Source organism: Noviherbaspirillum sp. UKPF54 (assembly GCF_007874125.1).
In the GTDB taxonomy this organism is placed as follows: Bacteria; Pseudomonadota; Gammaproteobacteria; order Burkholderiales; family Burkholderiaceae_D; genus Noviherbaspirillum.
This window is the reverse complement of sequence record NZ_CP040128.1, coordinates 1,638,227-1,662,982: the sequence shown is the minus strand read 5'-3', so window position 1 is coordinate 1,662,982 and position 24,756 is coordinate 1,638,227. Positions and strand designations below refer to the sequence as shown.

Sequence of the window (24,756 nt, the reverse complement as noted above, 5' to 3'; positions counted from 1 at the left end):
TTGCCCCAGTAATGAAATGACGGCAAATTCAATGTAGAACAGCGAACATGACTACGCGCTGTGCAAGCTCAATTGGGCCGCGTACCGTACACGGTATAACGTACGCAAGGCGTTCTCAGTTCATGACGTCGATTTCGATCAATCGGGTCGGTGCACTTGTATCGCATTGATGATTGTGAGCGGCCGAAACGGTGGAAGTTAATGTCGCCTTGCCCTGGAACATGTCAAGCCGTCCTGCCGAGTGGCTGGCAATACCGAGGTCGGCGTGTATATGCGGGAGTCAAAATGTCGCCATGGAAGAGGTTATTTTTTTCTACATGCGTATCGTGCCTCATAGGGGCGTGTCCCGCTGTGGAAGCAGCAACGGAAGCACAGTTGTCGCGAGGTGAATTGCTTTACTCGACACACTGTGTTGCATGTCATACAGAGCAGGTGCATTGGCGCGAGCGCGGTCTTGTCACAGATTGGACAAGCCTTACGGCTCAAGTGCGACGCTGGGAAAGCGTCAGCCGCGCACGGTGGAGCAAGGCCGATATCGAGGCGGTGGCCCAGTACCTGAATAAGCTTTATTACAATTTCCCATCCGCCAATCAGAATCAGTGAGGCTTAAAAGGCGTGGCATGAAGAATTTTCACGTGTAATCCTCCTGTTCCGCTTATCGATGCAAGCGCACCAGCCATGGATGCGTCCGTCATATTCGATATAGGGGGGTTTTGTGTCCGCTTACTCGTGTCCGCATTGCTATCAACTGCGCCATTAACTTGCAGCGCGTATTTGACATAATATAAATTATGCGAACTTATGACTGGGACTGAAGGCCCTCTAAATCTACTTTGGTCCCCACATCGGTCTTATGCCAAAAAACTTTCCATGTCGTCTTTTCGTTTTTGCCTTCAAGATCAAGGGCTTTTTGTGACGCGTCACGAAATATAATGCGGACGGTAGGATTGCCCGTCGACAGCGTCTACATTCGCAGGCGCGCCGGGACGCACGAGCGACGATCAACACCTATCGGTCCACCTGGAAAAATTCGTATTGATGTTGCCATGGTTTGTCGTGCATTGTTCGTTATCCAAGTAGCTCAGTTCTACTGCTGTGAGCTTGCTAAACTATTAATCCGCCCGCCATTTTCAAGAATCGACATGCGCGACCGCCTGATGCTCCTGCGCTCCCACCCGCGCCTGATGGGATCACTCCTGTGCGGCGCCATCGCCGGTTTCGTCGCTCCCGGTGCGTGGAGTCCGGTGGTGCGCATGCTGATGGCATGGAACGTCGCGGTCTGGTCCTACCTGGCGCTGATATGCTGGCTGATCGCCCATAGCGACGAGACACGTATGCATCGCTTGGCGAAACAGGAAGATAACAACGCCGTCTTCGTGCTGGTCATAATGTCGCTGGGCGCCGTCCTCAGTCTCGCGGCCATTATGGTGGAACTGGCTTCGGCCAAGCAGGTGTCCGGCGGCGATCGCCTGTTCCACTACGGTCTGACCGCCTTCACCGTATTTGGCTCCTGGCTGTTGGTCGGCGTCATCTACATGTTCCACTATGCCCACATGTTTTACCGGGCCGCCCCCGAAGTGAAGCCGCTACGCTTCCCCGATAACAAGCTCAAACCTGTCTATTGGGACTTTTTGTATTTCTCGTTCACTATTGCGGTGGCAGCGCAGACGTCCGATATCAGCGTATCGACGACGCCCATGCGGAAAGCGGTGCTCGCACAATCATTGCTTAGTTTCCTGTTCAATGCCGCAATCATTGGTTTAACGATCAATATTGTCGCCGGCACAGTAGGCAGCTGATAAAAGCCGATTGATCGACCGCCATATCCTCGCTGATGATACTTTGCGTCGGATAGAAACTTCCCTTGAAAGCGACGACGAGGCCGCACATTCTCCGACCTTTAAAAACCCCGGCCACTCCGGAATGCTTCAGATCTTGAGGCGGAAAGCCTTGACGATCATTTCAATGGACTCGGGACTGTCCCATTGCCGGGCCCCGTAGTATTTGCCGAGCACCTGGCCCTTGGCATCCACCAGCAACGTCAGCGGAATCCGGTCGGCGCCCAGCATGTTCTCAAGGAAGAGCTTGCTATCGATGAAATTGGGGAAGGTCGTGCCGGACTGGCGCAGGAATGCCTGCGCAGGCTCGCGATAGTCGTCGGTGGAGATGCCGATCACGTTGAAATTCTTGCCGCCAAAACGGCGCGACAGCCGTTCCAGCGATCCCATTTCCATCCGACAGGGGCCGCACCAGCTGGCCCAGACGTTGATAATCAAAGGTTTGCCCCGGTAAGCCGACAACTGGCCGGAAGCACCGGACAAGCCTTGCATTTGCGCTTCGCGCAGCATGCCGCCGACCGGGACCTCGCCGGAGGTGTTTGCAAAAGCCGCAGGCGCGGCGGCCGCGATGCACAGAACAAGCGCCGAGAGATATTTTTTCATGCGACGAAGTGTAACAATCGTGGCGCAATCCCAAATGCCGAGCACGCGGGTTCTTCGCCGTCAATTCCTCTCATTGGCCCTTTTCTCCCTTTTTCCCCTTTTTTTCGCGAATCGGAAATTCGATTAATATTGTCGTTTGTTAATTATTTTTACTCCTATCATGACCACCAACTCACAAACCATGCCGGACTCGATTCGCTTCGACGGGCAAGTCGCCATCGTGACCGGCGCCGGCGGCGGCCTTGGCCGTTCCCATGCATTGCAACTCGCCGCGCGCGGCGCGAAAGTCGTCGTCAACGACCTCGGCGTAGCCCGCGACGGCACCGGAAACGGCCTGTCCGCAGCCGAAAGCGTGGTGGCGGAAATCCGCGCTGCGGGCGGCCAGGCGATCGCCAGCCCGGCGTCCGTCACGGACCCGGCCGGTGTGCAGGAAATGGTGGAACAGGCCATGCGCGAATGGAATCGCATCGACATCCTCGTCAACAATGCCGGATTCCTGCGCGACAAAAGTTTTACCAAGATGACACTGGACGACTTCCGCGCGATCGTCGACGTGCACCTGATGGGTGCAGTCATCTGCACCAAGGCGGTTTGGGACATCATGAAACAGCAGAATTACGGCCGCATCGTGATGACCACCTCATCGTCGGGGCTGTTCGGCAATTTCGGCCAGTCCAACTACGGCGCGGCCAAGATGGCGCTGGTCGGCCTGATGCAGACGCTGTCGCTGGAAGGCGAAAAATACGGAGTCCGGGTCAATTGCCTGGCGCCGACCGCCGCCACTCGCATGACGGAAGACCTGATGCCGGCCGAGGTGCTGGCGCTCCTGACGCCGGAAAGCGTCACGCCCGGCATGCTCTACCTGGCATCGCGCGAAGCGCCGACCCGCGCCATCCTGTGCGCCGGCGCCGGCACCTTCTCGTGTTCCTACGTTACGCTGAGCGACGGCGTGCATATCGGCGAACGTCCGGACGCGGTCGAGCAGCTCGTCGCCAATCTCGATGCGCTCTCCGACCGCAGCAAGGAAATCGTGCCGAGCGCCGGTTTCCAACAGTCGCAAATGGAAGTCACCAAGGCGCTCGCGGCGCGCAAGCGGTAATGCCAAGCGGCGGGGCGTGCGAGCGCCCTGCTTCCGACTTATTTCGTGCCGAACAGGCGGTCGCCGGCGTCGCCGAGCCCGGGAATAATGTAGGCATGCTCGTTGAGGCGCTCGTCGAGCGACGCCACATAGACCTTCACATTCGGATGCGCGTTCTGGAACACCTGAACGCCTTCAGGTGCGGCAACCAGCGCCAGGAACACGATCTGCTCGTCGCTGACGCCGCGCCTCTTCAGCACGTCTACCGCGTGCACCGCCGAGTTACCGGTCGCCAGCATGGGATCGCAGAGGATGAAATGGCGCTCTGCCAAATCTGGCAAGCGCACCAGGTACTCCACCGGGCGGTGGGTGTCCGGATCGCGATAGACGCCGATGTGGCCGACGCGCGCGGACGGCACCAGTTCCAGCAAGCCGTCGCTCATGCCGATCCCGGCGCGCAGCACCGGCACCACAACCATCTTTTTACCGGCGATCACGGGCGCATCCATGCTTTGCATCGGTGTTTCGATACGCAGCGTGGTCAGCGGCAGATTGCGCGTGATTTCGTACCCCATGAGAAGAGTAATTTCGCGCAACAGCTCGCGGAAGGTCCGCGTCGAGGTGTCGCGGTCACGCATATGCGTCAGCTTATGCTGGATCAGCGGGTGGTCGAGGATGTGCAGGTTGGGGAAGCGTGGATCTTGTTTCATCGGTGTTTCGAAGTGTGACGTTATGAATTTGGCACCGAACCGTGCGGTTCAGCCAAGGAATAGCACGAAAGTGTAATGCTTTTCGCGCCAGCGATTGTCATTTATTCCGTACCTCAATACACTTTCCGTCGGTAAATTAATACTGACTCAATATCCGGCTGCCCGGCAGCCGGTTGCATACTCCTGGAGATCCCGATGGCAGGCCCCTATTTCCCCACCTGGCGCATGCGCCGCAACACCAACGACGGCCTCGGGCCGGTCATCGGCATCGAAGATCGCCTGCCGTGGCCGCAGACGATCGCCATGGGCATTCAGCACGTCGTCGCCATGTTCGGCGCGACCGTGCTCGCCCCGCTCCTGATGGGCTTCGATCCCAATCTCGCCATTTTCATGTCTGGCGTCGGTACCCTGCTCTTTTTCCTGTTCGTCGGCGGTCGCGTCCCGAGCTATCTCGGCTCGAGCTTCGCCTTCATCGGCCTGGTCATCCTGGTCACCGGCTATGCCGGCCAGGGCCCGAACACCAACACCGCAGTCGCGCTGGGCGGCATCATCGCCTGCGGTGTCGTCTACGCGCTGATCGGCCTGCTGGTCATGGCCGTCGGCACCGGCTGGATTGAAAAGCTGATGCCGCCGGTGGTCACCGGCGCGGTGGTGGCGGTGATCGGCCTGAACCTGGCTCCGATCGCGGTCAAAAGCGTGACCGGCAATAACTTCGATGCCTGGATGGCCCTGGTAACGGTGTTCTGCGTCGGCGCCGTGGCCGTCTTCACTCGCGGCATGGTGCAGCGCCTGCTGATCCTGATCGGCCTGCTGCTGGCGTACGTCATCTACGCATTGCTGACCAATGGCGCAGGGCTGGGCAAGCCGATCGACTTCGCCGCGGTCGCCAACGCCGCCTGGTTCGGTGTGCCGCAATTCGTGGCGCCGGTGTTCAAGGCCGACGCGATGGCCCTGTTGGCGCCGGTGGCGGTTATCCTGGTGGCGGAAAATCTCGGGCACATCAAGGCGGTCGGCGCAATGACCGGCCAGAACCTGGACCGCTACATGGGCCGCGCCTTCGTGGGCGACGGCGTGGCCACGATCCTGTCGGCGAGCGTGGGCGGCACCGGCGTCACCACCTACGCCGAAAACATCGGCGTGATGGCGGTCACGAAGATCTATTCGACACTGGTGTTCGTGGTCGCGGCGCTGATCGCCCTCGTGCTGGGTTTTTCGCCCAAGTTCGGCGCACTCATCCAGACCATTCCCGGCCCGGTGCTGGGCGGCGTGTCGATCGTGGTATTCGGTCTGATCGCGGTGGCCGGTGCGCGCATCTGGGTCGAGAACAAGGTCGATTTTTCTAATAACCGCAACCTGATCGTCGCCGCCGTCACCCTGGTGCTCGGCGCGGGCGACTTCACGCTGAAGCTGGGGCAGTTCTCGCTCGGCGGGATCGGCACCGCCACCTTCGGTGCGATCATCCTGCATGCGCTTCTGTCGCTGCGCGCATCGCATCCGGGACACTGACATGATCGAAAAAAACTTGATGGCCGCCGTCGCGGCCGCTGCATTCTGCATTTCCGGCCTGGCGCATGCGGCGCTGGGAGGCACGGTGGAATCCGTGCAGGCCGACAAATCGGCCATGCACGCCAAGGCGCAGGTCATGCCCGGCGCGGGCAGCTATAGCGTGCACGAGATCCAGTTGCCTTCCGGCACGGTGGTGCGGGAATATGTTTCGTTGGACGGAAAAGTCTTCGCGATCGCGTGGGAAGGCCCCTCCCTGCCGGACATCCGGCAACTGCTCGGCGCCTATTTTGATCGTTTTGCCACCGCAATGCAGGGCAAGCACCGGGCCCAGCGTCACGCGGTGGTGAGCCAGCCGGACCTGGTGATCCAGTCTCACGGCCGCATGGGCGCGTTTTCAGGACGCGCCTATCTGCCGCAGGCGCTGCCGCAGGGTGTGGGCGCGGACGTCGTGCAATAAGGAATAAAAATGCGTTTGATTTCAGCTTTTCTGTCGTGCGCCTTGATCGCCTCGCTGGCTGCATGCGGCGGCGGGGGCGGTTCGGATTCCGCCGCCCCTAGTTCCAATACGTCGGTATCGTCGCCGGCCAGTGCCACCTCGAACGTGATGGCCGTGAGCGTCGAACTCGGCCCGTCCAACAACGTGAACATCCCCTACGTCACGGTGACGGTTTGCGAACCAGGCAGCGAAGTGAGGTGCCGCTCCATCGATCATGTGCTTCTCGATACCGGTTCCAACGGTCTCCGGCTGTTCGCCTCGGCGCTCGCGGCGACGTCTTCGCAGTCGGCGTTGTCCTTTCCACAGCTGCAAACGGGAGGCTTGGCGCTGGCGGAATGCGTGCAATTCGCCGACGGCAGCTCCGTCTGGGGCCCGGTCAGGTCGGCCGACGTGAAGCTGGCCGGCCAGCGCGTCTCCGCCCTGCCCGTCCACGTGGTAGGCGATGCCGGTTTTGCCGCCATCCCGGACGCATGTTCGAATTCCCTTACGCCGGCCACCACTGCCGCCCAGTTCGGAGCGAATGGCGTGCTCGGGGTAGGCACCCTGGACCAGGACTGCGGCGATCTGTGCAGCACCACCGCGCAAAACGGTTTCTATTACGCCTGCACTTCTTCATCCTGCTCGCCCTCCACCGCGCCGCTGGCGCAGCAGGTACCGAATCCGGTAGCACGATTTGCAACCGACAATAACGGCGTCGTGGTGCAGCTGCCGGGAGTGGCGCCGGGCGGCGCGGCAACCGTATCTGGCTCGCTGATCTTCGGCATCGGAACGCAGTCCAACAATGCGCTCGGATCGGCAAAGGTGTTCAACCTCGACCCCGCCTCAGGCTATTTCACGACGATCTACAACAATCGCACATACGCGAAGAGCTTCATCGACAGCGGCTCCAATGCCATCTATTTCGACGACGCCGGCATCACTATTTGCAGCGGCTACGACCATGGCTTCTATTGCCCGCCCTTTACCCGGAATCTGACGGCGACCATGATCGGAGTGAAGGTGGGCGGTGCCAGCGGCACAGTGTCGTTCAGCGTCGCCAATGCCGACAACCTGTTCCACGCCAATCCTTCGTTCGTCGCGTTCCCGACGCTGGCCGGCCCGATGTCGGGCATCGACAATACGACGCCTGCCTCATTGTGGTCGTCGTACTTCGACTGGGGATTGCCGTTCTTCTATGGGCGCAGCGTGTTTACCGCCATCCATGGCAGGGATACGCCAGGCGGCAAGGGCCCCTACTATGCCTATTGATTATTGATCGAGCCAGGCGCCGGGCCTTAAGGAACGCAGGCCGGCGCTCGATGCGACGTTGCACGCGGCGGCTGTACCGCCGGACTGGCCCAGCGGGATCGCATACCCGACATGCAGGGACATGCGCGCGTCTCCCGCGCCGGTGGCCAGGGAAACGCTCCAGTTATCCTGCGCGAACCCGAGTCCGTAGCGATCCTGGCCGGACGCGCGGCCGAACATCCCCTCCAGCCGGGCGCAATCGTCGACATACAGCGCATACTTGACGCCGCGCGTCTTCAATCCCGGCTGCAAAGGTAACTCGTCGCGCGCGATATACGTCAGCCCGCTCCAGCCATAGCGCGCCTCGATCGCGCTCCCAGGCAGCGGATGCAGATTCAGGCCCGGCGCGTTCCCGCCCGCACCGGATTGCGAGTCGGAGCCATCGTGGCCATCCTGCCGCGCGTCGCGGCCAAAGAGCCCGAGGCGCGAGAACAGTCGCCCGGGGTCGAAGAAATTCCTGAGCCCGAGCAGATAACCGCCGCGCTGCACATCGCCCGCGTCGCATGCGGGCGCATCCGGGCAGCGCGTGCCGTGGGCGGAATCAGGCGCGACGAAGCCCAGGCCGCGCGCAATTCCCGCCGCGCCAGCCTGCCCGTGGTCTCCGGACAAGGAGGTGTCCGCCTGCGCATGGCAGCATAGTGCCATCAGGACCGACGCGCACGGGATGCGCAAGCGCCTGCCAAAGACCGAACGGATTGCGTACATATGACCTTGCCCCTCTTGCTGATTCCCGGATCGGATGATTCTGCTGGAATCTTCGCGCGCGCGCCGCTGCGATGTTTTGTCACCGCTCAAGGAGCAGGTGGGCTGGCAAGGCGAATTGCACTTCACATGGTGAAAGGCATGGGCTGCAGTCCGTAGCTTTCATCGAGCATGCCGATGCTGTCCAACAGCTCCTGCAGGCCGCGATCGAGCTGCGCCAATTGCTCCGGCTCCATCTGGCGCAGAGCCTCCGGCAACAGTCCGCGCGCCGGCTTGGGCGCCGACGCCAGCAGTTTGCGTCCGTCGTCCGACAGCGCCAGCCTGACAGCCCGCTGGTCCACGGGGTCGCGCGTCTTGACCACCATGCCGCGCTTTTCAAGCGTGTCCAGCAAGTTGCTGACGGTAGTCTGATGTATCGCCATGCGGTCGGCGATTTCGCCCACGCGCAAACCCGGCATTTCCTCCAGTTCCTGCATCAGCCAGAGCTGGGCGCCTGCCACTCCGCATTGCTTTTCGATCCAGGCCGAATGCCGTTGCGCCGCGCGTATCACGATGCGCAGCTTCTTGAGAGTATCGAGATGCGGAAGCCCGGCTTCCGATCCGGTTGCTTGTCCGGCTTTCTTGCCTTTGTTCGCCATCTATCGGTGCTCCGTCCACAGAAAATCGGTTCGGTTTTCCGTCTCTGCGCGGCGTTGCGCAAGCGTATAATCGCGCGCATCGAGCAACACGGGACGTGGAATTGACTAAACCGCAGGTGGCTATTATCAGCCCGGCAACCGCAAATGCCAACAATGGCAACTGGCAAACCGCCAGCCGCTGGGCGCGCTTCTTGCGCGCGCATTACCGGGTGGCGCTGCTGCCTGAGTGGGATGGCCGCCAATGCGATGCTGTCATTGCGCTGCATGCGCGCCGCTCGGCGAATTCGATCGCCGCGACCGCACGCGCAATGCCCGGCTGTCCGCTCATCGTCGTATTGACAGGCACCGACCTGTACCGCGACATCCGCTCCGATGCGAGCTCGCAGGAGTCGCTGGCGCTGGCCACCCGGCTGGTGCTGCTGCAGGCGGAAGGCCTGCGGGAACTGGACGATGCGGAGCGCGCCAAGGCGTGCGTGATCCACCAGTCGGCGCCGGCGCTGTCCCCGTTCGCGCGTTCCGCCCGGGCGCGCTTCCTCGACATCACCATGGTCGGCCACCTGCGCGCGGAAAAGGACCCGCTCACCTTCATGCGCGCTGCCGCTCTGGTCGCCGCGCCTCGCGTGCGCATGACTCATATCGGCGCCGCGCTCGATGCCGAACTGGGAGAGCAGGCGCAGGAAACGCAAGAGTCCGTCGCGCGTTACCGCTGGCTCGGCCCGGTGCCGCACGCCAGGGCACGCCAGTATCTCAGGCGCAGCTACCTGACGGTGCTCGCCTCCAGGATGGAGGGCGGCGCCAACGTGATCATCGAGGCGATCCGCAGCGGCGTGCCGGTGCTCGCGAGCGACATTTCCGGCAATCGCGGCATGCTGGGCGACGACTACTCCGGGTATTTCCCGCTCGGGGACAGCACCGCGCTGGCTCGCCTGATCGACCGGGCGGTTTCCGAGCCAGCTTATTACGCGCAGCTGCTTGCGCAATGCGATGCGCGTGCCGGACTGTTCGCCCCGGAACGCGAGCAAGCGGCGCTGCTGCAATTATTGGATAATTTGATCCCGCATCCTGCGACGCGGGACGCACGCACAAGGACTGGCAAACAATGAACACCGCAACCGGGCACGACATCAAACTCACATCCTTTTCCCACGGCGGCGGCTGCGGCTGCAAGATCGCGCCCGGCGTGCTGGCCGAGATACTGAAGAAATCGAGCGGATTTCCGGTTCCGAAAGAACTGATGGTCGGCATCGAGACTGCCGACGATGCCGCGGTATACAAGCTCAACGACGAGCAGGCATTGATCGCGACTACCGACTTTTTCATGCCGATCGTGGACGATCCCTACGATTTCGGGCGGATCGCCGCCACTAACGCGATTTCCGACGTGTATGCCATGGGCGGCACGCCGATCATGGCGCTCGCACTGGTCGGCATGCCGATCAACAAACTGCCCCTCGACGTCATCGGCCAGATCCTGCAGGGCGGCGAATCGGTCTGCGCCCAGGCAGGCATTCCGGTGGCGGGCGGCCACACCATCGATTCGGTCGAGCCGATCTACGGACTGGTGGTGATGGGGCTGGTTCACCCTGACAAGGTCAAGCGCAACGCCGACGCCAGGGCGGGCGACAAGCTCATCCTCGGCAAGCCGCTCGGCGTGGGCATCCTGTCCGCCGCGCTGAAGAAGAATGCGCTCGATGCCGCCGGCTATGCCGCGATGATCGAAAACACCACCAAGCTCAACAAGCCGGGCAAGTCGCTGTCCGACCTGCCCGGCGTTCACGCCCTGACCGACGTTACCGGATTCGGCCTGCTCGGTCATGCGCTGGAACTGGCGCGTGGCGCCGGCTTGCGCGCGCGCCTGAGCATGGCCCAGGTTCCGCTGCTGCCGCAAGTCCAGGATCTGGCCGAACAGGGATTCGTCACCGGGGCGTCGGCGCGCAACTGGAGCGGCTACGGCCACGACATACAACTGTCGGACGCCGTTACGCCGGTGCAGCAGATGCTGCTGACCGACCCGCAAACCTCGGGCGGGCTGCTGGTGTCCTGCGCTCCCGACGCGGTGCAGGAAGTGCTGGCGCTGTTTGCGCGCGAAGGATTCGCGCATGCCGCCGTGATCGGCGAAATGACGGCCGGCCCGTCTGGCGTGGAAGTCGGCGCCTGATCAATGGTCCGGCCCGCGCGCGCCAGGGTGATGGCCGACGCTCGCCGCCTGCGGACCGAATCTTTCCATGCGCTGCTGGCGCGATGCGGCATATGTCCACGGCAGGTCGTCCACCGCCATCTTCGGGACATTGACGAAGATTTCGGTGCCGGCGCAATTGACCACCGCGTCGAACGGAACATAGAGATCGTGGCTTAATATGCCGCGCGACACCAGCAGATAGCCGTCGGTCGCTTCGGTCGGCGGCACCACTTCCAGGACCGTGCCGATGTCGCCGTGGTCGGTTCCGCGCACCACGCTGCCCGGAATCGTGTCCAGAAGCGCGCACGGCGGCGTATCGAGGGCCTTCAGGAACTCGGCCACGGTCATCACCGCGTTGGCCAGCAGCGGATAATTGACGCGCATCGAGGCTTCGTAGCCCAGCACGCTTTCCGCGCCAATCGCATCCGACAGATAGGTCACGTCATAGCCGAATTCGACTGCGCGCCGGCCGGTCGATTCGCAACACAGGTTGGCCGTCATGCCGGCGATGACGAGATGGGTCGTTCCTAGCCTGTCCAGATGCCGCGGCAGGTCGGTTTCGAACACGTCGGTGCCCTTGTGGGGCTGCAGGACGATTTCGCCTTCGCGCGGGCGCAGCTCGGGATGGAAATCGGCGCCCCAGCTCCCAACCAGGAACATGCGCTTCTCGAACATGATGCGGTTGAAGCCGCAGCGGTGCTGCAGCCGTCCCTGCGCATAATCTTCCTCGGTATAGGCCATCGGCGCGAACAGCACCGGCAGCCCGCGCAGGCGCGCTCCTTCGATGGCCCGCCGCAGGTTTCCGACCACGTCGTGCAAGCGCACTGTGTTCTTGGTCATGTCCCATCCGGCACCGCCTTCCGAAAGGAAGTCGTTGACCGGATCGATCACGAGCAGCGTTGTTTTCCCTTGCGGGAAGCCGACTTCATCCCGGGCCTCTGCCCGGGATGACAGGCTGCCGGGAGCGGCATCGGTCGAGCTTTCCTTGCCCGATTCGTCTTGCGAGGACGGCGACATGATCATCCTTTTTCTCCGTGATCAGATTCCCGCATACCACTCGTATCCAAGGTCTTCCCAGTATCCACCCTTGCCCGCGCCGATATGCGCGAAGCTATCGACGAGTGCGATGGCCATCACGTATTTCGCCATCTTGTAACCGAGCTGGCGTTCCACGCGCAGGCGCAGCGGAGCGCCATTGGCGATCGGCAGCGCCTTGTCGTTCAGCTCATACGCCAGTATCGTCTGTGCATGATATGCGTCGTCCATATCGATGCTCTCGTAATAGCGGGTGCCCTGTTCATCCATCGGGTCGGCGCAGTAAAACACCACGTAGCGCGCCTGTGCCCGGGTCCGCACACTGTCGAGCAGCGCGGCCAGACGCGCCCCCTTCCACTTGCCGATGGCGCTCCAGCCTTCCACGCAGTCATGGCGCGTGATCTGGGTGCGGCTAGGAAGATCATGCAGCTGCGCGAGCGTGAAGCCGGCCGGGCGCTCCACCAGGCCCGACACCAGCAGCCGGTAGCCGGAAAATCCGCCCGCCGCCAGGGCCTGATAGTGCGTATCCGCCGGATCGGAGGTGCCGTTGCTGCGAAATGAGGGCGACAGGTCGGTCTCGCGGAATTCCTGCGCCATCGATCCGCGCGGGCTGACCAGCTTTTGCGCCGCCCTGCTCAGATGTTCGGCGCGCTCCAGGATCGGCGGCAGCCATTCGCCGCCGGACAGGCGGTCGCACCCCGCCAGCAAGGCGGCGCTGCCGGCAGCAGCGCGCGCCAGAAAGCGGCGGCGGTCAGTGTGGAACGTTGTCATGCGCGGTGACCTCCTGGCGGATACCGAAACGTCCGGTAATCATCGAGCGCAGGTGATTCCAGAACCCGCTGACGATCACTTCGAAAACGTGGATCAGAACGAAGCCGAACAATGCCCATGCCACGATGAAATGAATCGTGCGGCCCGATTGCCGCCCACCGAGCAGATCGACCCAGCCCGGCAGCACCGCATCGAGCCGCGGCGACATCGACCAGCCCGTGATCATCATCAACGGCAGCAGCACGAAGATGACGGACAGATAGGCCAGCTTCTGCAAGATGTTGTAATGCTTGGCCGCCTCTCCCTGCGGATGGCGCAGCAACAGATGCTCCTTGATGGATGTACCGACCGAGCGCCAGTCGCGCCGCGACGGAGCAAGATCGCGTCCAAGGTGCCTACTGAAAATGGCATAGCCAAGATAGGCGATACCGTTGATCACCAATACCCAGGCGAAAAACAAATGCCAGCGCCGCCCCATCGCCAGCCATTGCGGCCCGGGCAACGTCGCCCAGGCCGGGAATCCGCGCGCCGTCAGTTCGCCATCGGCATTGCGCGATGCGCCGAGAATGCCGGTCGTGGCAAACTCATGCCGCCCGAGCCGCGTGACTCCCTGCAGTTGTCCATCCGCGCGCCGCTTTGCCTCCAGTTGAAGCAGCGGTGGCTTTCCGTCATACGAGGACTTTCCCCAGTTGAGTGCCGGATGGGCGTTGAAGATTTGCAGACCGCTCATGAGCAGCAGGAAAAACGCCAGCGCGTTTATCCAATGCATGATCCTTACTGGCAATCCATGCCGGTAATAAAACACCTGTTCCGCATTCACGTCAGGCATCGTCCAAATCCTCCACATATCGGCATGCACGCTTTCGCAATGCAGGCAACCACGGGGGAGCCACCAAAGAAAAGCTTATGCCGTGGCCGTGCGCTTGACAGGGGCACGGATGGAAAATACCACTGACCGAAATCAATCCATCCACAACTATCACGGACAAGCGCCGCATTGCGCACATACTGAACAACGATGGCGATCAAGAGATTGCCAGAGGGTGTGCCGGGCGGTCGATCCGGCGCCTGAATTCTTGTTCGATTCAGCGGAGAACGGTATGCATAGACGCGATTTCATGCTCAAGGCAGCGTCCCTGGCGGCAACTGGACTGGCGGTCACGGCCTGCACCACGACCGCGACCACGACCACCACAACCAACACGAACGCCGAAGCCGCGAAGCGGCGCCAGGGAATCGACTCGGCGGCGAGTTCCACTCTGGAACGCCTGTACACCAGCGTGAAGGGATCGCGCGATATCGTCGCCAAGTCCAATGGCATGCTGATCTTCCCGTCGGTCATCGCAGCCGGCCTCGGCGTCGGCGGCGAGTACGGCGAAGGCGTCCTGCGCACGAAGGGAGAAGCCCTCGGCTACTACAGCTTGGCGTCGGTGTCGATCGGACTGCAGATCGGTGCGCAGTCGAAGGCCATCATTTTCCTGTTCATGACGCCCGACGCGCTGAGCAAGTTCCGCTCCGCGAAGGGCTGGTCGGTCGGCGTCGATGCCTCCGTGGCTGTCATCAAGGTTGGCGCCAATGGCGACATCGATACCACCTCGGCGGTTGGCCCGGTAGTGGCGTTCGTGATGACCAACGCCGGCCTGATGGCGAACCTGACGCTGGAAGGCACCAAGATCACGCGCCTGAATATTTGATCCGCAGGTGCGCCGCCGGCAATTGATCCTCTAGTGGCGCGCTGTTTAGCTTGTTATTCGCAACGGCAACGCCGCGAATCCGCTTGCCGGATACACGGCGTTGACCGGCGCCTTGCCCGGCACCAGCTCAAGCCGGCGGCCGCCCCGCAGCAGTTCTTCGAGAATCACGCGCAGCTCCATGCGCGCCAGCGGCGCGCCGGGGCAGACATGGATGCCGGCGCCATATAGCAGGTTTTTCGACGGGTCGCGGTCGAGCCTGAATTCATCGGGGTCGCCAAAGACCGCCTCGTCCCGGTTGGCAGAGGCCCACATCAGCGTCACGCGTTCGCCCGCAGCCAGCCGGCGACCGCCGACATCCACCTCGCTCGTGGTGATGCGCCGATTGGCGATCAACGGGGCATGGATACGCAGGATTTCATCGATGGCCGCAGGCAGCAGCGAAGGTTGGCCCCTCAGTTGCTCCTGGAGCGCGGGCCGCGCCGCCAGGTAGTGGGCCAGGATACCGACGCTGGCGGACATCGTGCTTAGTTCGCCGACAGTCCAGTTGCGCAGGATGCTGATGATCTCTTCGTCGTTCAGCAAACGATCCGCCACCCGCTCGCGCAGCAGGCAAGCCGTGATGTCGGTGGGCGTGCCGTCGCGGTCGGCGCGCCGCTGCGCCAGCAATGCACGGATATAGCCGTCGAATTCGAAGGCCACCTCTTCCATCGCCTTCCGGTCGCGCGCAAGGGTCGCCGCATGGTTCTTGCGGGTCCAGCGCCGCAGCGGCTCATTCAATTGCGCCGGCCAGCCGAGAAACGCCGACTGCGCCTGCAGCGCGAACTCTTCGGCAAACGACGCCATCAATTCGATTTCACCCTCCGCCGGCAAGTCGTCCACCAGACTGACGGCGATGTTGCGGCACACGGGCTCGAATGCATGCATCCGCTGCGCGCTGAAATAAGGCTCGATCACGCGCCGGTACAGGGTGTGCTGCGGCGGGTCCATTCCGTTGGGCACCGACGGATGACTGGAAGCGGCATTGCTGAAGGTGCGGTGATCGTGCAGCGCGCGCACGACGTCTTCATGACGGAACAAGGACCAGTGCAGGTATTCGCTGTGCGCGACCGGGCAACCCCGGCGCATTTCGTCGTAGCTGGCGATCTGGTCGTCAAGCACGGCTTCCGACCTGGGATCCCAATCGTCCTGGGGCATTTCTTTGTTCATATCCGTTAATGTCGCGATGCGCGATAAGTCGGTTCACGGGCTCCGGTGCAGGCGATGCTCGCGTGGCCCACTGCGGAGAATCATTCCTGTCGGGAACAGCAAGAGGCTGCTCCGACGGATGCCGTCTGTTTCTCTATAGAACTTTATGCCTGTCGGATTTCAATTGCAATTCATTCCGCCTATGTCCCTACCGGCGGCCGAGGTATCGATGCGAGAGTGGATTCCGGCGCGTTGTCAAAGCGAGCAAGGAAAGTGGCCGGCGGCGCCCGTTATCCGTTGCGATGCTGTTACATCGCAAGGTTGTCGATCTCGATTTTCGCGTGTTCGATGCTGTCGACCCACGCCGCTTCGGAATAGAAGAAGCCGGGAAAAATGTTTTTGCGGACGCAGACCGGCGTGCCATCCTTCGTGATTTCGTAACCGCCGAACCACAACTCGCCAGCGCTCAGGGAGGGCATCGGAAAGATCGTGTAGCCCTTGTATTTCACGTGTTCGTCAGCCGTGTGTTCCATGCCGCAGTCCGGTGATGGAGGGATCATGCCCCGATCACCCATTTATAGGATGACGGGGCATGCATTACAAGGAAAGATGCGTCACCGGCGCAGCTGTCAGCCGAGCTCGATCGGAACGAAGATCTTGGCGTTTTCCCTTTGCACCAGCACGGCCGCGTGCTTGCCGGCCTTGGCGACAAGCGAGCGCAATTGCTCGATCGTGCTGACCGGCGTGCCGTTGAACGACAACACGATGTCGCCGGCCTGGATGCCCGAATTCGCCGCCGGTCCGCTCACGCCCTGCACCAGCAGGCCGCCCTGCACGCCCGCCTCGCGCTGCTCCCCGCGCTCCAGCGGCCGTACGGCCAGGCCGAGTCGCCCCTGTTCCTGCTGTGCGTCGCCGCGTTGCGCCAGCGTCTGGTCCTTGAACGCCTCGATCTTCGCCGACAGGGTTTTCGGCGTTCCCTTGCGGATCACGTCCAGCTTCACCGTGGTGCCGGGCGTGGCGCTCGCCACCTGCGCCGGCAAATCCGACGAGCGATTGATTTCATGCCCGTTGAAGCCGACGATCACGTCGCCCGGCTCCAGTCCGGCACGGTCGGCGGGGCTGCCCTTTTCCACCGAACTGACCAGCGCACCCTGCAGCTTTTGCAGTCCGAAGGAGTCGGCCAGCCCCTGCGTCACTTCCTGGATGGTCACGCCCAGGCGGCCGCGGGACACCTTGCCGTGGCGCACGAGCTGATCCTGCACCTGAGCCGCGACATCGATCGGGATCGCGAACGACAATCCCTGGTAGCCGCCGGTCTGGCTGTAGATCTGCGAATTAATGCCGATCACTTCGCCCTTCATGTTGAACAGCGGCCCCCCAGAGTTGCCCGGATTGACGGCGACATCGGTCTGGATGAACGGTACATAGGTACCGTCAGGCAGCGAACGCGACTTGGCGCTGATGATGCCCGCTGTTGCCGAGTTTTCGAAGCCATAGGGCGAGCCGATGGCCAGCACCGGTTCGCCGACCTTCGCTGCGGCCGGGTCGCCGATCTTAACCGTCGGCAAATTGTGTGCATCGATGCGGATCACCGCGACGTCGCTCTGACGGTCGGCGCCCAGCACCTTGGCCTTGTACTCGCGGCGGTCGGTCAGCTTGACCGTTACTTCCTGCGCGCCATCGACCACATGCGCATTGGTCAGGATCAGACCGTCGGGACTCACGATAAAGCCCGATCCCTGGCCGCGCACCAGCAAGCCGCCCCGCGGGCCGCGCGGTATGTGGGGCGCGAAGCGCCGGAAGAATTGCGAAAATGGATCGTCCGGATCGAGTTCCGGCATGTCGTTGACAGCCGGCGTGCGCTCGGCCTTGCCAACGACGCTGATGTTGACCACCGCCGGACCGTAATGCTGGACGATGCCGGAAAAATCGGTGGCGGTCGCGATGCCAGGCACCGAGGTCACGACCGACTGTGCGGGCTGGGAGCCCGCCGTGGGAACAGCGGCGTCGGCCCTTCCCCAGCCGGTCTCGCCAAAGCGCGCGTAACCGGCAACGGAAAGGGCAACAAGGGATGCGGCGATCACGCCGCGCTTGAAAGTTCTCTGTTTCACGATGCACTCCTTTCATGGAAGGCTTTCCAACATGGAGTCCATCGTAAGGAGGCAAACTTAAATTGAACTTAAAAATCTTGCGCCGGGTTCAGGCGCCCTTTTCGACCGGCGGAAAAATCAGTTCCGCGCACAAGCCATGGCCGGTATTGCGCAGTTCGACCCTGATACCGTGCCCATCGGCAATGCGGCGCACGATCGCCAGCCCCAGCCCGCTACCGGACGCCCGCGTACCCGGCACCCGATAGAAGCGGTCGAAGACGCGGCCCAGCTCCTGCTCCGGAATGCCGGGACCGGAATCCTGCACGCGGATCACCGGCGAGCCCTGGTCGTACAGGACCGAGACATCGACCTTGCCGCCTTCGGGCGTATAGCGGATCGCATTTTCCACTAGGTTGACGAGCAGGATGCGCAAGGCTTGCGGGTCGCCGCTGGCCGCGACGGCGTTATCGGCCAATGCTCCCAGGTCGATTTCCCTGGCCGCCGCCAGCGGCGCCAACTCTGACACGACCGTGCGCGACAGTTCGGCCAAATCGAGCTTCACGTGCGCCGCGCCGGACGCGTCCGGTTCCTGGCGCGCCAGCGTCAGCAGTTGCTGCACCAGGTGCATGGCGCGCTCGAAACCCTGGCGCAGCTCGGCAAAGGCGGCGCGCCGCTCCGCTTCGTCGCCGGCGCGTTCGGCCAGCTGGATCTGCAGCTTGAGCGCCGCCAGCGGGGTGCGCAGCTCGTGCGCGGCGTCGGCCACGAATGCGCGCTGCGCGTCGAGCGCATGATCGAGCCGTCCCAGCAGATCGTTGAGGGCGTGCGTGAGCGGCCTGATTTCCTGCGGCAGGCTGTCGTCGGCGATAGGCGACAGCGTAGCGGCGTCGCGCGACTGCACTTCCTGCGCCACGCGCTTGACCGGCAACAGGCCGCGCCCCACGGTCATCCAGATCAGTGCGCCGAGAAACGGAAACAGCAGCATCAGTGGTGCGACCGTGCGCAGAGCCATGTCGGCCGCGACCTCGCGCCGCGCCGACAGCGGCTGAGCCACCTGCACGACGGTATGGCCGCGTTGCATGCTGTACACCCGCCAAGGGCCGTTGCGCGTGCGGATCGTGGTGAATCCCAGTTCGGCGCGCTGCGGCAGCGCCAGCTGTTCATGCGAGTGATAGATGCGCAGTCCGCTGCCATCCCAGATCTGGATCACGATGTCGCGCTCCAGGTCGGGCTGGGCCGGATGCGATGGCGACAGCGGTGCGAACGGCTGGTTGGGAAGCGATGCCGCCAGCTGCTTCATCTGGTAGTCGAAGATTTCGTTGGCTTCCTGGCGCGCCTGCACGTACAGAATGCCGCCCGCGCCGATGATGCCGGCCGACAGTCCGGCCGACAGCCAGATCAACAGGTTATGACGGATCGATTTCATGATAATGGCGGGATCATGTAGCCGACGCCGCGCACGTTCTTGATGAAGCCGGTGCCGAGTTTTTTGCGCAGCGAATGGATATAGACTTCGATCGTGTTGCTGCCCACCTCATCATCCCATCCGTAGATCTTTTCTTCCAGCTGGGCGATCGACAACACCACCCCGGGCCGCTCCAGCAGTGCCTCCAGCAGCGCGAATTCGCGCGCCGACAAGGCCAGCGGCTGGCCGCCGAAACTCGCCTCGTGGGTGGCCGGCACCAGCGTCAGTTCGCCATGCACGATCACTTCCTCGGCGCGGCCGGCCTGGCGCCGCAGCAGGGCCCTGATCCGCGCGCTCAGTTCTTCCAGGTCGAACGGCTTGATCAGGTAGTCGTCAGCGCCCGCGTTCAGCCCCGCGACGCGGTCCGGCACGGCATCGCGCGCAGTCAGCACCAGAACCGGAATGCGATTGCCCTTGCGGCGGATCGATTTCAGTACGTCCAGTCCTTCCTTACCCGGCAATCCGAGGTCGAGCAGCAGCAGGTCATGCACCTTTTCATCGAGCGCATGCTCGCCGGCGCGCCCATCCTGCACCCAGTCGACCGTGAAGCCATCCAGGCGCAAGCCCTTGCGTACGCTTTCCCCAATCATCGGGTCGTCTTCAACCAGCAGCAGTCTCATAGTGCGTTATAGAAACAGTTCATGCAAAAGTCCCTCATCCTACCGTAGCAGATATCGTGTTGACGCATCGCCCGCCACGGGGTGGAGTGTAAATACGATACAAATTGTTAAAAATAAGTAAAGAAAAGTTGCTTGGTGTACCATAGATGGTACAAATTATGGCCGTGCCGCCCGCGACTTGGCCAACCTTGCAACGAGCCCATATTGTTATCCCAGTGATGATCCAGAAAGACAATGTCGATAGTGCGCAACATTTGTTGCGCTACGTAGCCGACCATGTCAACGTGGTCGTCTGGGAGGCCGACGCCGACGCACGCGTCATCTATCTGAATCCGGCCAGCATGGCGACTGTCACTAAGCTGCCGGAAATCAATATTCTTGACTGGTTACAATTTGTTCACCCGGATGATATCGAAACCGCGGTTGCGGTGATCCGTGAGTCCCGGGCAGAGCAGCGTGAATACCGCGTCGAATACCGGATTATCCGCAGCGACGGAACGACGCGCTGGATGATGAGCGCGGCATCGCCGCGTTTTTTCGCCGACGGGCGCCACAAAGGCTATGTCGGGACGCTGGTCGATGTCAGCGAGCACCACGACGCCCAGGCGCGCCTGAGCAAGAGCGAAGCAGTGCATCGCTTGCTTACCGAAAACGCGCACGACATGATCTCGCATAGCGACGCCGACAACGTGTATGTGTACGCGTCGCCGTCGCACAAGGATACGCTGGGCTACGATCCGCAGGAACTGATCGGCACCCGCCTGTACGACTACATCCACCCGGACGACCTGGCGGCCGATCTGGAGGCGGCCAGGTCGGGCAAGCGGCGCCGGCTGTCCAACGTCCGCTTCCGGCACAAGAACGGCAACTGGGTGTGGATCGGCGCCAGCACGCGCGCCGTGCACGACCGGCAGAGCGGCCAAAAGCTCGGCGTGGTTTCGATTGCGCGCGACATCACCGCGCAGCTGGAAGCCGAGCGCGAACTGGCGCGGCGCGAAGAGCGATTTCGCAGCCTGACGTCGCTGTCGTCGGACTGGTATTGGGAAACCGATGCCGAGATCCGCTTCACGTTCTTTTCCGAAGGAATCTACAGCCGGCTCAGGATCAATGCGCAGCACCTGCTGGGCTCTTCCTTTGATGCCCACGTCCAGGACTCCGGCGCGCCCGGCTTCATCGCCGCCAAGGACGCGATCAGGGAGCGGCGCCCTTTCCAGGACCTGATCTATCCCGCCGAATGGTCCGCCCATCCCGGCATCGTGCGCTTCTTGCGCATCTCGGGCGAGCCGTTCAGCGAAAACGGGGTGTTCTGCGGCTACCGCGGCGTGAGCCGCGATGTCACGCATGAAGTGCGGACCGCGCGCTCGCTGGAACGGCTGGCCACCTGCGACGCGCTGACCGACTTGCCCAACCGCGCCATGCTGGAACTGCGCCTCAAGCAGCGCCTGACCAATCCGCGCGAAGGCGTGTGCGAGGCCGTGTTTTTCATAGATCTCGACAATTTCAAGGAAGTCAACGACTCGCTCGGCCATGGCGCCGGCGACGTGCTTCTCAAGGAAATCGCCGCCCGCCTGCGTCAATGCGTGCGCCCGGACGACATGGTGGCGCGCCTGGGCGGCGACGAATTCGTGGTGCTGGCTGAGTGCCGCAACGGCGACACATCCGCCATCAGCATCGCCGAAAAGCTGAGCACGGCGCTCGACACGCCCGTCATCATCGCCGGCCATGAAGTCAAGGCGGCCGCCTCGGTCGGCATCAGCATGTACCCGCAGGATGGCGATACCAGCGAGGCGCTGCTGCGCAACGCCGATACCGCGCTGTACCGCGCCAAGGCTTCGGGCGGCGATGCCTACTGCTTCTTCACCCCCGAGATGGGCGAGGCGTCGCGCGCGCGCCTGCTGATGCAGGGCGCGCTGCGCCATGCGCTGGAACGCGACGAGTTCGAGGTGTTTTACCAGCCGCGCGTCAACCTGCGCACCATGGAAATGACCGGCATGGAAGCGCTGCTGCGCTGGACCCATCCGCATCTCGGCGCCGTGCCGCCCGCCCAGTTCATTCCGCTGGCGGAGGAATCGGGGCTGATCGACGAAATCGGCGGCTGGGTGATCCAGCACGCGGCGGCGCAGGCGCAGCAATGGTCCGCGCGTTACCGCAAGCCGCTGAAGGTATCGGTCAACCTGTCGGCCCGACAACTACGCAGCCGCAAGCTGTTGACGCTGGTGAAGCAGGCGCTGCGGGCCAGCGGCCTGCCCGCGCACCAGATGGAACTGGAACTGACCGAAAGCGGCCTGATGGAAGACCCGGTGTTGGCCGCCGGACTGCTCAAGGACCTCAAGGCGCTCGGCCTGAAACTGTCGGTGGACGATTTCGGCACCGGCTATTCCTCGCTGGCCTACCTGTGCCGTTTCCCGCTCGACGCCCTCAAGCTGGATCGCTCTTTCCTGGTGCAGCAACATCCGGAAGCGATCAATACATGGAAGCTGGCCGAAGCCATTATCAATCTGGCACACACGCTCAATCTATCCGTCGTCGCCGAGGGCGTCGAAAGCGACGAGCACTTGAAATTCCTCTCCAATACCTCATGTGACGAAGTGCAAGGCTCCTGCATCAGCAAGCCGCTGTCCCCGCTGGAGTTCGAGCAATTACTGCGCGAAACCTCGCTGTACTTGCATACCAGTCAACGCTGAGCCTCCGGCGTTACACATTCAGCATCTTCTTTGCCGCACATGGCACTTCGAGCTTGACCGTTCGGCATTTACATGATCGGAAAGTCGAAATTTTTTTTTGTCCGGGGCAACTCTGCCCGTTTGGCTTGGTCCTATGTGTGCTGATCAGAAACGATACGTGCAACATGATGTTGCATGAGCAAATTGATTGTTAAGGACTTCTTAATGCCTGATTTTTCAAAATTTTTCGAAATTTCAAAAAACAACTACGTGCGTGCCGCGCTGATTGCGCTGATTGCGGCTGCCGCAGTGGCATTTGCGTACAAGCCGATCGCCCTGCGCGACACCAGCCCGGTAGTGCAGTCGCAGGACATTTCCGAAATCACGCATCTGGCCGCCAACAAGGCTCGCCTGGAATACCTGCTGCTGGCCAAGCCGCTGTCGGATTTTCCGCGCTATGTGATCAAGTACAAGGATGCGCCGCAGATCCATGTGGTCAAGGTGCCAAGCACGACGCACGCCAACCTTGAGCGCGAGGTGCTGCTGAAGAACGCGATTCCCTACGCGATTGCCAAGGAAGAATATCTCGACAGCCACAAGTCGGTGCTGGCAGATGACGCCGAGCAAGGCGGTATGTGGAGCGAAGCGGGCACCCTGCTCGCCCGCAATGCCTTCGGCATCGTGCTGCTGCTGTTTATTGTTTTCGCCATGAAGAAAGGCATCCCGGGCATGACCGGTGCGCCGGCGTCGATGATCAAGCCCGAGCACCTCAAGGGCAGCATGGACGACCTGGTCGGCATGGAAGACATCAAGCAGGAAGTCGCGCACCTGGAAGAAATGATCCGCAACCGCGACGTTTACCGTTCGCACAACATTGACAAGCCGTTCAACGTGATGCTGACCGGCCCGGCCGGTACCGGCAAGACCAAGCTGGCCGGCTACCTGGCGAAGAAGCTCGACGTACCGCTGATCACCGCCTCCGGCTCGGCGCTGGAATCCGGCTTCGTCGGCGGCGGCTCGAAGGCGTTGAACGCGATTTACAAGAAGGCATGCAAGCAAGGCAAGTGCATCATCTTCCTGGACGAGGCGCAGAGCCTGTTCATGCCGCGCGGCCGCGGCGAAAAGAAGTGGGAAGACGACACCGCCAACACCCTGCTGTCGCTGCTGGACGGCGTCAAGAGCGATGAAGGCGAAGGCGTGATCTGGGTCGTGGCGTCGAACTTCGACGACATGAATTCGCAGATGGACGAGGCGATGCTGCGCCGCTTCTCGGTGAAGATCAACTTCCGCCTGCCGAACAAGTCGGAGCGACGCGAACTGCTGAAGGTTTTCCTGTCGAAGAAGGATCCGGCCTGCATCGACTGGACCCACCTGAACCTCGACTACGCGGCGGAAATCACCGCCAACCTGAGTCCGGCGCTGCTGGAAACCGTGGTCGACCGCGCCAGCATGATCGCGATCCAGGAAAAGATCCTGATCACGACCGATGTCCTGTTCCGTGCCTTCGAGCGCTCGACCATCGGCATGACGGACCGCGCGACCACGGCGGAAATGAACAAGCAGCGCGAGCGCGTGGCATTGCACGAACTGGGCCACTTCTTCATGCAGATCGATCCGTACCTGCGCGAAGGCATGTCGTGGGACGAGGTGAAGGAAAAGTCGCACCTGCTCAAGATCAGCACCGAGTCGGTATCCAAGATCGGCGCGCTCGGCTACGTGCTGTCGTCCGGAGACGATGTGGCATTGCAGACGCTGGAAGAAATGGAGCAGGACATCATGCAGCTTTATGGCGGCGTGGCGGCGGAAGAACTGTTCTATGGCGCGCGCGGCATTTCCGTGGGCAGCCAGAACGATATCCAGAAAGTCACCGCCAAGCTCGACCTGATGGTCAACCGCCTGTCGATGTACTCGCGCTCCAAGCTCGACTACACCCAGTTGCACCGCGAGTCGCACGAGGAATCGTTGAAGCAGGTGGAAGCCAAGGCGGACGAACTGTACACCCGTACGCTGGAAGCGATCAAGGGTTACAAGTCCACCATCGCCGACCTGAAGGATACGCTGCTGGAGCGTTACGTGCTGTCCAAGGACGAAGTGTTCGAGCTGCTGCAAGAAATGAGCGAGCCGCGCCTGAAGGCCGCGTAATCAGTCCGGCGCCATGTGAAAAGCCCCGTTTTGCGACGGGGCTTTTTTTCGCGCCTG

The 24,756-nt window shown here is 62.1% G+C and carries 22 protein-coding genes; 10 read left to right on the top strand and 12 right to left on the bottom strand.

The genetic code is table 11. The annotated features are described in order from the left end of the window. The first annotated feature begins 1,142 nt into the window (after positions 1-1,142). Positions 1,143-1,799: a DUF1345 domain-containing protein gene (locus FAY22_RS07735; protein WP_146329673.1), complete on the top strand. Its 657-nt coding sequence runs from the start codon at positions 1,143-1,145 to the stop codon at positions 1,797-1,799. Positions 1,800-1,928: 129 nt separating this feature from the next. Here the strand turns inward: FAY22_RS07735 and FAY22_RS07730 are convergent, their stop codons facing one another. After that, positions 1,929-2,441 (bottom strand): TlpA disulfide reductase family protein, encoded by a 513-nt coding sequence (locus FAY22_RS07730; RefSeq protein ID WP_146329672.1) that lies wholly within the window; start codon positions 2,439-2,441, stop codon positions 1,929-1,931. Positions 2,442-2,601: 160 nt separating this feature from the next. On the opposite strand from FAY22_RS07730, the gene FAY22_RS07725 reads away from it, so the two are divergent. After that, on the top strand, positions 2,602-3,540 hold the full coding sequence (locus FAY22_RS07725) for an SDR family NAD(P)-dependent oxidoreductase (protein ID WP_246860696.1): 939 nt from the start codon (positions 2,602-2,604) through the stop codon (positions 3,538-3,540). A gap of 38 nt (positions 3,541-3,578) precedes the next feature. Here FAY22_RS07725 and upp read toward each other — a convergent pair whose 3' ends face one another. Then, entirely contained in the window at positions 3,579-4,229 is a 651-nt protein-coding gene (gene upp, locus FAY22_RS07720) for a uracil phosphoribosyltransferase (RefSeq protein WP_146329671.1), read from the bottom strand. 195 nt (positions 4,230-4,424) lie between these two features. Between upp and FAY22_RS07715 the strand changes: the two genes are divergently transcribed. Genes FAY22_RS07715 through FAY22_RS07705 form a run of 3 tightly spaced genes read left to right on the top strand, consistent with a single transcriptional unit; the run spans position 4,425 to position 7,479 of the window. Continuing rightward, the gene (locus FAY22_RS07715) at positions 4,425-5,735 is read left to right on the top strand and encodes a solute carrier family 23 protein (RefSeq protein WP_146329670.1); all 1,311 of its coding nucleotides are present in this window, start codon (positions 4,425-4,427) and stop codon (positions 5,733-5,735) included. 1 nt (position 5,736) lies between these two features. Continuing rightward, entirely contained in the window at positions 5,737-6,192 is a 456-nt protein-coding gene (locus tag FAY22_RS07710; protein WP_146329669.1) for a DUF2844 domain-containing protein, read from the top strand. A gap of 9 nt (positions 6,193-6,201) precedes the next feature. Further along, positions 6,202-7,479 carry a DUF3443 domain-containing protein gene (locus FAY22_RS07705; RefSeq protein ID WP_146329668.1) on the top strand — a complete coding sequence of 426 codons (1,278 nt, stop codon included), beginning with the start codon at positions 6,202-6,204 and terminating at the stop codon, positions 7,477-7,479. On the opposite strand, the gene FAY22_RS07700 is transcribed toward FAY22_RS07705, so the two are convergent. Further along, positions 7,480-8,223, bottom strand: a complete 744-nt coding sequence (locus tag FAY22_RS07700; RefSeq protein ID WP_146329667.1) for a hypothetical protein — start codon at positions 8,221-8,223, stop codon at positions 7,480-7,482. A gap of 122 nt (positions 8,224-8,345) precedes the next feature. Beyond that, a complete protein-coding gene (locus tag FAY22_RS07695) occupies positions 8,346-8,858 on the bottom strand; it encodes a MarR family winged helix-turn-helix transcriptional regulator (protein ID WP_146329666.1) in 513 nt (170 codons plus the stop codon). A 101-nt stretch (positions 8,859-8,959) separates the two neighbouring features. Here FAY22_RS07695 and senB point away from each other — a divergent pair, with 101 nt between their 5' ends. Both senB and selD read left to right on the top strand, forming a co-directional pair. Then, entirely contained in the window at positions 8,960-9,961 is a 1,002-nt protein-coding gene (gene senB, locus FAY22_RS07690) for a selenoneine biosynthesis selenosugar synthase SenB (protein WP_146333343.1), read from the top strand. After that, positions 9,958-11,016 carry a selenide, water dikinase SelD gene (gene selD, locus FAY22_RS07685; RefSeq protein WP_146329665.1) on the top strand — a complete coding sequence of 353 codons (1,059 nt, stop codon included), beginning with the start codon at positions 9,958-9,960 and terminating at the stop codon, positions 11,014-11,016. The genes senB and selD overlap by 4 nt, the downstream gene beginning before the upstream one ends. On the opposite strand, the gene FAY22_RS07680 is transcribed toward selD, so the two are convergent. Genes FAY22_RS07680 through FAY22_RS07670 form a run of 3 tightly spaced genes read right to left on the bottom strand, consistent with a single transcriptional unit; the run spans position 11,017 to position 13,672 of the window. Next, a complete protein-coding gene (locus FAY22_RS07680; protein WP_146329664.1) occupies positions 11,017-12,054 on the bottom strand; it encodes a cysteine hydrolase family protein in 1,038 nt (345 codons plus the stop codon). It abuts the gene before it with no gap. A 21-nt stretch (positions 12,055-12,075) separates the two neighbouring features. Further along, a complete protein-coding gene (locus FAY22_RS07675) occupies positions 12,076-12,843 on the bottom strand; it encodes a molybdopterin-binding protein (RefSeq protein ID WP_146329663.1) in 768 nt (255 codons plus the stop codon). After that, complete coding sequence (locus tag FAY22_RS07670; protein WP_146329662.1) at positions 12,824-13,672, bottom strand: cytochrome b/b6 domain-containing protein; 849 nt, start codon at positions 13,670-13,672, stop codon at positions 12,824-12,826. Before FAY22_RS07670 ends, FAY22_RS07675 begins: the two co-directional genes overlap by 20 nt. 271 nt (positions 13,673-13,943) lie before the next feature. Here FAY22_RS07670 and FAY22_RS07665 point away from each other — a divergent pair, with 271 nt between their 5' ends. Beyond that, positions 13,944-14,537: a YSC84-related protein gene (locus FAY22_RS07665; protein WP_146329661.1), complete on the top strand. Its 594-nt coding sequence runs from the start codon at positions 13,944-13,946 to the stop codon at positions 14,535-14,537. 45 nt (positions 14,538-14,582) lie between these two features. On the opposite strand, the gene FAY22_RS07660 is transcribed toward FAY22_RS07665, so the two are convergent. From FAY22_RS07660 to FAY22_RS07640, 5 genes are all read right to left on the bottom strand, one after another. Further along, on the bottom strand, positions 14,583-15,731 hold the full coding sequence (locus FAY22_RS07660; RefSeq protein WP_246860695.1) for a cytochrome P450: 1,149 nt from the start codon (positions 15,729-15,731) through the stop codon (positions 14,583-14,585). 299 nt (positions 15,732-16,030) lie between these two features. Next, complete coding sequence (locus FAY22_RS07655) at positions 16,031-16,255, bottom strand: fructosamine kinase family protein (protein WP_146329659.1); 225 nt, start codon at positions 16,253-16,255, stop codon at positions 16,031-16,033. A 96-nt stretch (positions 16,256-16,351) separates the two neighbouring features. Beyond that, positions 16,352-17,833, bottom strand: a complete 1,482-nt coding sequence (locus FAY22_RS07650) for a DegQ family serine endoprotease (protein ID WP_146329658.1) — start codon at positions 17,831-17,833, stop codon at positions 16,352-16,354. Positions 17,834-17,921: 88 nt separating this feature from the next. Beyond that, complete coding sequence (locus FAY22_RS07645) at positions 17,922-19,235, bottom strand: ATP-binding protein (RefSeq protein WP_146329657.1); 1,314 nt, start codon at positions 19,233-19,235, stop codon at positions 17,922-17,924. Further along, the gene (locus FAY22_RS07640) at positions 19,232-19,894 is read right to left on the bottom strand and encodes a response regulator transcription factor (protein ID WP_146329656.1); all 663 of its coding nucleotides are present in this window, start codon (positions 19,892-19,894) and stop codon (positions 19,232-19,234) included. Before FAY22_RS07640 ends, FAY22_RS07645 begins: the two co-directional genes overlap by 4 nt. A gap of 218 nt (positions 19,895-20,112) precedes the next feature. On the opposite strand from FAY22_RS07640, the gene FAY22_RS07635 reads away from it, so the two are divergent. Both FAY22_RS07635 and FAY22_RS07630 read left to right on the top strand, forming a co-directional pair. Beyond that, complete coding sequence (locus tag FAY22_RS07635; protein WP_168204792.1) at positions 20,113-22,578, top strand: bifunctional diguanylate cyclase/phosphodiesterase; 2,466 nt, start codon at positions 20,113-20,115, stop codon at positions 22,576-22,578. Between the two features lie 204 nt (positions 22,579-22,782). Further along, a complete protein-coding gene (locus FAY22_RS07630) occupies positions 22,783-24,699 on the top strand; it encodes an AAA family ATPase (protein WP_146329654.1) in 1,917 nt (638 codons plus the stop codon). Positions 24,700-24,756 lie beyond the last annotated feature (57 nt).